This window comes from Leyella stercorea (assembly GCF_021531355.1).
Lineage (GTDB): Bacteria > Bacteroidota > Bacteroidia > Bacteroidales > Bacteroidaceae > Prevotella.
The window spans coordinates 24,626-30,703 of record NZ_JADYTS010000036.1 but is presented as its reverse complement, the minus strand read 5'-3'; the positions used below and the strand labels follow the sequence as shown (position 1 = coordinate 30,703).

General features: G+C 47.1%; 4 protein-coding genes. 3 read left to right on the top strand and 1 reads right to left on the bottom strand.

The genetic code is table 11. The annotated features are described in order from the left end of the window. Positions 1-505: 505 nt before the first annotated feature. Positions 506-1,810 (top strand): fimbrillin family protein, encoded by a 1,305-nt coding sequence (locus I6E38_RS09010; RefSeq protein ID WP_235393662.1) that lies wholly within the window; start codon positions 506-508, stop codon positions 1,808-1,810. 181 nt (positions 1,811-1,991) lie between these two features. On the opposite strand, the gene I6E38_RS09005 is transcribed toward I6E38_RS09010, so the two are convergent. Beyond that, positions 1,992-3,326 (bottom strand): ATP-binding protein, encoded by a 1,335-nt coding sequence (locus tag I6E38_RS09005; protein WP_235393661.1) that lies wholly within the window; start codon positions 3,324-3,326, stop codon positions 1,992-1,994. A 240-nt stretch (positions 3,327-3,566) separates the two neighbouring features. Between I6E38_RS09005 and metG the strand changes: the two genes are divergently transcribed. Further along, complete coding sequence (metG, locus tag I6E38_RS09000) at positions 3,567-5,633, top strand: methionine--tRNA ligase (protein WP_235393660.1); 2,067 nt, start codon at positions 3,567-3,569, stop codon at positions 5,631-5,633. Positions 5,634-5,784: 151 nt separating this feature from the next. Continuing rightward, complete coding sequence (locus tag I6E38_RS08995; protein ID WP_094879135.1) at positions 5,785-6,021, top strand: acyl carrier protein; 237 nt, start codon at positions 5,785-5,787, stop codon at positions 6,019-6,021. The last annotated feature ends 57 nt before the right edge of the window (positions 6,022-6,078 follow it).

The window sequence follows — 6,078 nt, the reverse complement described above, 5'->3', positions numbered from 1 at the left end:
AGTCGATAACGGGTGAAAGCATGGAGTCAAATTTCTCCATGATTGAAAAAATTCCTCCAAAAGGTGTGAGTTTCTCAGATTTTATTTGTACCTTTGCCATGCCTTGTTACGATTTTCGCTTGTTTTCTAATTGCAACACTAAGATAAGTGAAAAATCTGACACGGCAAAATCCTGGGCAACTTTTTGTTGCTCAAGTACTTATAAAAAAGTTAAACTAAAGTGCTGCGGAATTTAGATTAACTATTTAATCCAATTTGTTTTTAAGTTATGAGCAAGAAGAAGTATCTGGCCCCCCAGATTAGTATCATTATGTTTGAACCGCAGGCAATTCTTGCCGGTAGCGGTGAGGCTTCTGTACCAGCAACAGGTGGTTTTACGCACGATGAAGACATCACATCAGGCGACGGCGACGACGTTTGGGAGTAAAAAATCTAACAACGCTTAAGAAAAACGATAAGTAAGTAGTAAGATAACACAAAGAGAGCTATAAGAATTACAAAGGTAATGAAAAAGACTATATTATTAGCATTGGCTGCTGTAGCCACTATTTTCACATCGTGCAGCAGCGACATCGCCAACGACAACGACGATTCAAACAACGGTCAGGGCAAGGGAATGACCCTTATTGCCAATGTAGAGCAGGATGACACACGCGCCACATTCGAGCCAAATGACACATGCGGTAGTACATGGAAATTCACATATACAGACAACGACCAGGTTCAGGTTGGCAACAACTTAATAGGAAACTATTACACATTCACCAAGAGCGGTGCTAATTTCTCGTGCGCTGACGCTAAGGCTACCAATACTGCCGCCGACTGGTATGCTTACTATCCCAGCACCAATATCAACCTTACCAATCAGCAGGGCACAACCGAATCAGCTGCAGATCTGTATGCGTTGGCAGGAAAGACCGAAAAAGCTACAACCGGTGCCGAAGGCCTCACCATCAATATGAAAGCCCAGGCTGCCGTGCTCCGCATCGTTAAGGTGGACAACTATGGTCCGTGCGACATCTATCTGAAGACCGCTGACGGCAAGTATGTGTCGGGTCTGAAGGCTAAGAAGAATGAGGCTGGCTACGATGTAGTGAAAAGCGACACTAAGGTTTCGGTATTCACTAAAGAGAGCACTGGCAATGCCGGCATCTATTATGTCATAGTTCCTGCTGGGGTGAAGATTTCGGTGTACAATACAAATGACGAAAACCATATCAAGACCACAAAAACAGCAGGCTTGACTGCTGGCAGATACTATACGCTTACTACCGGTCCGACTACTGGTACTGCTACTGCAACCATCAATGGTAAGACAGAGAAAATAGGATGGGTACAGATGTGGATTGGTGGTCCGAGATTTGCTATTGTGAATGTAGCTAAAAAAATGAATTGGGCCGAGGCAGCAAAGACTGGCGACGAATATGTATGGGGAAAGAATTGGCAAACACCTTTACTTAGTGAAGTAGAGGCCATTGTTAGTAAAGACTCCCTAAATACTGAAATACTCAAAGGTACTTATGAGAACAATAATAAACATGGATTTACATTAACGGGTAAACAACCGGGATATACCGCAAATGAATTGTTCCTTTCTGGTGACAGTACAAGTCCCAAAGGTTATGTATCAGGTAAATTCTGGGTTTCAGACGATTTGGAGGAAGGTAATAGAACTACAATGAATTTTCATGGGGATGATAAAGTTTTCTATGTATATCCTTTTAAAAAAGATAATCCCAGCACTGAATACGAAGTTCGCCCTGTCCTCACAATAAAAACCGTCTTATGGAGAGAACAAAATATTCAATAACCCCCAATTAGGTTAATCAGCTTGCACGTCATACTCCCGTTTGACGCTCAAGATAAACCCTAATAAAACAATGCGCCCTGCAAGTGCAAAAGCGTTAATTATCAATGCTTTTGCCCTTGCAGGGCGTTTTGTTATTTTCAATCCGTACACCCAATGTGCTGCCTTGTGTGTACTTCTTCCCTTAATCTTTATTCCAATCTGCCACGCTGATAAACCGGCTCATTTTGTCAACAAGATACAGCGGCAGATTGAGCAAATCGTCATCCTTACGCATATTGAGCGTGGAAAGTCGCACAGACAATTGAGGGGTATATTGCTTACGATAATACGCCAGACTTTTTGCTGTCACATTCTTGTCAGCCTTCACTTCTATCGGAATGATTTTGCCATCAGCCTGTAATACAAACTCCACTTCTGCCATGTTGCCCGATGTCCAATAGTATTGTGAGTTGCCAAACTGACGAACAAGCGACTGCAGCACGTAGTTTTCAGCCATAACGCCCTTGAATTCGGTAAACAAATTGTCGCCAGCCAATACTGTCTGCACATCCAAGTCAAATTTACGCCCTAACAATCCCACATCATTAAGATACAGCTTGAATGCATTGCTTTTCTTATAGGCAGACAAAGGAAGCCTTGGAGTCTCCAATGCCGACACACGATGTACCAATCCTGCAAGACACAGCCATTCTATAGCTCCTTCATACTCACGTGCTCTGGCTCCTTTTTGAACGTCACCGTATCTGAACTTCTTGTCTTCACGTGCCAATTGGTCTTGCAAATTGCCCCACACCTGAAACACTCGCGGAATGTCCTTATTGTTGATGTGCTTGGCAAAGTCTAATGAATAAGACTGGAGTATGCCGTCCTGTATGGCCTTCGCCTCCTCCCAATCCTTGGCGTCAATATACGCACTCACAGCTTCGGGCATACCTCCCAATACAAGATACGCCTTATAGGCATCTGTCAATTGCTGATGTATCACCTCCGGCACAGCCATAATGGTGTCTATCATCTCATAGGCATGATACAGCTGGGCATCAATTGCTCTGAGATATTCAGCAAACGACACTGGGTATAGAGTCATGAAATTCACCTTGCCTACCGGAAAGGAAGCCCCCGAACGATTTAAAGCCACCCCTAAGAGCGAACCGGCACATACTACAGCATACTCAGGAGCATCCTCGCAGAAATACTTCAGGCTGTTCAATGCATCGTTACACTCCTGTATCTCGTCAAGAATTATAAGCGTAGACGAAGGAGTTATCGGCTTGCCCGTCATTATCTCCATCTGCCTTATGAGCTGTGCCGGCACCTTGGTTCGTCTGAAGTCTTCCTTTAGAGCAGGCATTGTGTCGAAGTTTATATAAACAATGTCGTCAAAACATTCCTTGCCAAACTTCTTCAATGCCCACGACTTGCCTACCTGGCGAGCACCCTGCAACACCAAGGGCTTACGGCGTGGATTCTCTTTCCACGCTTTCAGTTTCTCTATTATATCCCTCTTTATTTCCATTGGTTAATATCCTTTTTCGGCAAAGTTACACATTTTTGATATGAAAAAGTGGCAAAATTGCACATTTTTGATATTAACGCACTATAAAGGGGCTTTTTCAGCAAAACAGGTAGTCTTACGGCTACACCTTATTATATATAATAAATATCAATTTGACAATAAAAACGAGCTGCTTGTTTTGAATTGTGTTCGATTTGCACTAACTTTGCACTCAGAAACAAAAAAATCACATTATTATATATGGAAGAAAAGAATTTCAAACGCACCACCGTCACTGCGGCACTGCCGTATGCCAACGGTGGCGTACACATCGGCCACCTTGCCGGCGTGTATGTTCCTGCCGACATCTACGTGCGCTATCTGCGCCTGAAGAAGCAGGAGGTGATGTTCATCGGCGGCAGCGACGAGCACGGCGTGCCCGTAACAATCCGCGCCCGCAAGGAGGGCATCACCGTTCAGGAAGTGGTAGACCGCTACCATAACCTCATCAAGAAATCGTTCGAGGACTTCGGCATTTCGTTCGACATCTATAGCCGCACCACATCAAAAATCCACAACAAGTTTGCCAGCGACTTCTTCCGCACTCTCTACGACAAGCACGAGCTGGTAGAGAAGACCGAGGAGCAGTTCTGCGACGAGGTGACAGGCGAATTCCTCACCGACCGCAACATCGTAGGTACATGTCCGCGCTGCGGTGCCGAGGGCGCTTACGGCGACCAGTGCGAGAAGTGCGGTGCCACACTCTCGCCCGAGGAACTTATCAACCCCACCAACAAGAACAACCCGGGTCATGGACTCGTAAAGAAAGCCACCAAGAACTGGTATCTGCCGCTCAACAACTATCAGAACTGGCTGAAGCAGTGGATTCTGGAAGACCACAAGGAGTGGCGCCCCAACGTTTACGGCCAGTGCAAGTCGTGGCTCGACATGGATCTGCAGCCGCGCGCTATGACCCGCGACCTCGACTGGGGCATTCCCGTACCAGTTGAGGGAGCTGAGGGCAAGGTGCTCTACGTATGGTTTGACGCTCCTATCGGCTACATCTCAAACACCAAGGAGCTGTGCGACGCCCAGCCCGAGAAGTGGGGTCCGTGGCAGAAGTGGTGGCAAGACCCGTCGTCACGCCTCATCCACTTCATTGGCAAGGACAACATCGTGTTCCACTGCATCGTGTTCCCCACAATGCTCAAGGCTCACGGCGACTACATACTGCCCGACAACGTACCCTCAAACGAATTCCTCAACCTTGAGAACGACAAGATTTCCACATCACGCAACTGGGCTGTATGGCTCCACGAATATCTCGTCGACTTCCCCGGCAAGCAGGACGTGCTGCGCTATGTGCTCACTGCCAACGCTCCGGAGACCAAGGACAACAACTTCACATGGAAGGATTTCCAGGACCGCAACAACAACGAGCTTGTAGCCGTTTACGGCAACTTCGTAAACCGTGCACTGCAGCTCACCAAGAAATACTTCAACGGCATCGTGCCTGAGTGCGGCGAGCTTCAGGACGTTGACCGCGCTGCCATCGAGGAATTCAAGGACGTGAAGCAGAAGGTGGAGGCTCTGCTCGACGCATTCAAGTTCCGCGACGCCCAGAAGGAGGCAATGAATCTGGCACGTATCGGCAACAAGTACATCACCGACTGCGAGCCTTGGCACGTAGCCAAGACCGACATGGAGCGCGTGAAGACCATACTCTACATCTCACTGCAGCTCGTAGCCAACCTCGAAATAGCATTCGAGCCGTTCCTTCCGTTCAGCTCAGCCAAGCTCCGCGAAATGCTCAACGTAGCCGAAACCGAATGGGACCAGCTCGGCAGCACCAAACTCCTCAAGCCCGGACACCAGCTCGGCACTCCAGCCCTGCTCTTCGAGAAGATTGAGGACGACGCCATCAACGCCCAGCTGCAGAAGCTCGAGGACACCAAGAAGGCAAACGAGGCAGCATCGTACGTGGCTGCACCCATCAAGGAGAACGTCGACTTCGAGACATTCGAGAAGATGGACATACGCGTAGGCCACATCAAGGACTGCCAGAAGGTGAAGAAGTCGAAGAAACTCCTTCAGTTTACCATCGACGACGGCTCGGGCAAGGACCGCACCATACTCAGCGGCATCGCAGCCTACTACGAGCCGGAGCAACTCATCGGCAAGGACGTACTGTTCGTAGCCAACTTCGCTCCGCGCAAGATGATGGGCATCGAGAGCCAGGGAATGATACTGTCGGCAGTCAACTTCGACGGTTCGCTCAATGTGACATCAGTGCTGGGCAATGTCAAGCCAGGCTCACAGGTAGGATAAAATAAGGCAAAAAAAATGCACATTTATAGGGTGTTTGTGCACACAGTGTGTCTTTTTGCAAGAAAATATTTGCCTATATGAATAAAAATTAGTTCCTTTGCAAAGTTTTTAAAAAGGAAATTACATTATAAACACTTTAAAATTAGAAATTATGTCAGAAATCGAATCAAAAGTAAAAGCTATCATCGTTGACAAGCTCGGTGTAGACGAAGCAGACGTTAAGCCTGAAGCAAGCTTCACAAACGACCTTGGTGCAGACTCACTTGACACCGTAGAGCTCATCATGGAGTTCGAGAAGGAGTTCGGCATCTCTATCCCTGATGACAAGGCTGAGAAGATCGGCACTGTTGGCGACGCTATCGCTTACATCGAGGAGAACGCAAAATAAATAAGGTTTATGGTTTATAGTTTATGGTGTACATAAACCATAAACCATTTTTTTCAA

Coding starts and splice junctions, on each gene's coding strand:
- I6E38_RS09010 (WP_235393662.1), top strand. CDS start 506: ATGAAAAAGACTATATTATTAGCATTGGCTGCTGTAGCCACTATTTTC.
- I6E38_RS09005 (WP_235393661.1), bottom strand. CDS start 3,326: ATGGAAATAAAGAGGGATATAATAGAGAAACTGAAAGCGTGGAAAGAG.
- metG (WP_235393660.1), top strand. CDS start 3,567: ATGGAAGAAAAGAATTTCAAACGCACCACCGTCACTGCGGCACTGCCG.
- I6E38_RS08995 (WP_094879135.1), top strand. CDS start 5,785: ATGTCAGAAATCGAATCAAAAGTAAAAGCTATCATCGTTGACAAGCTC.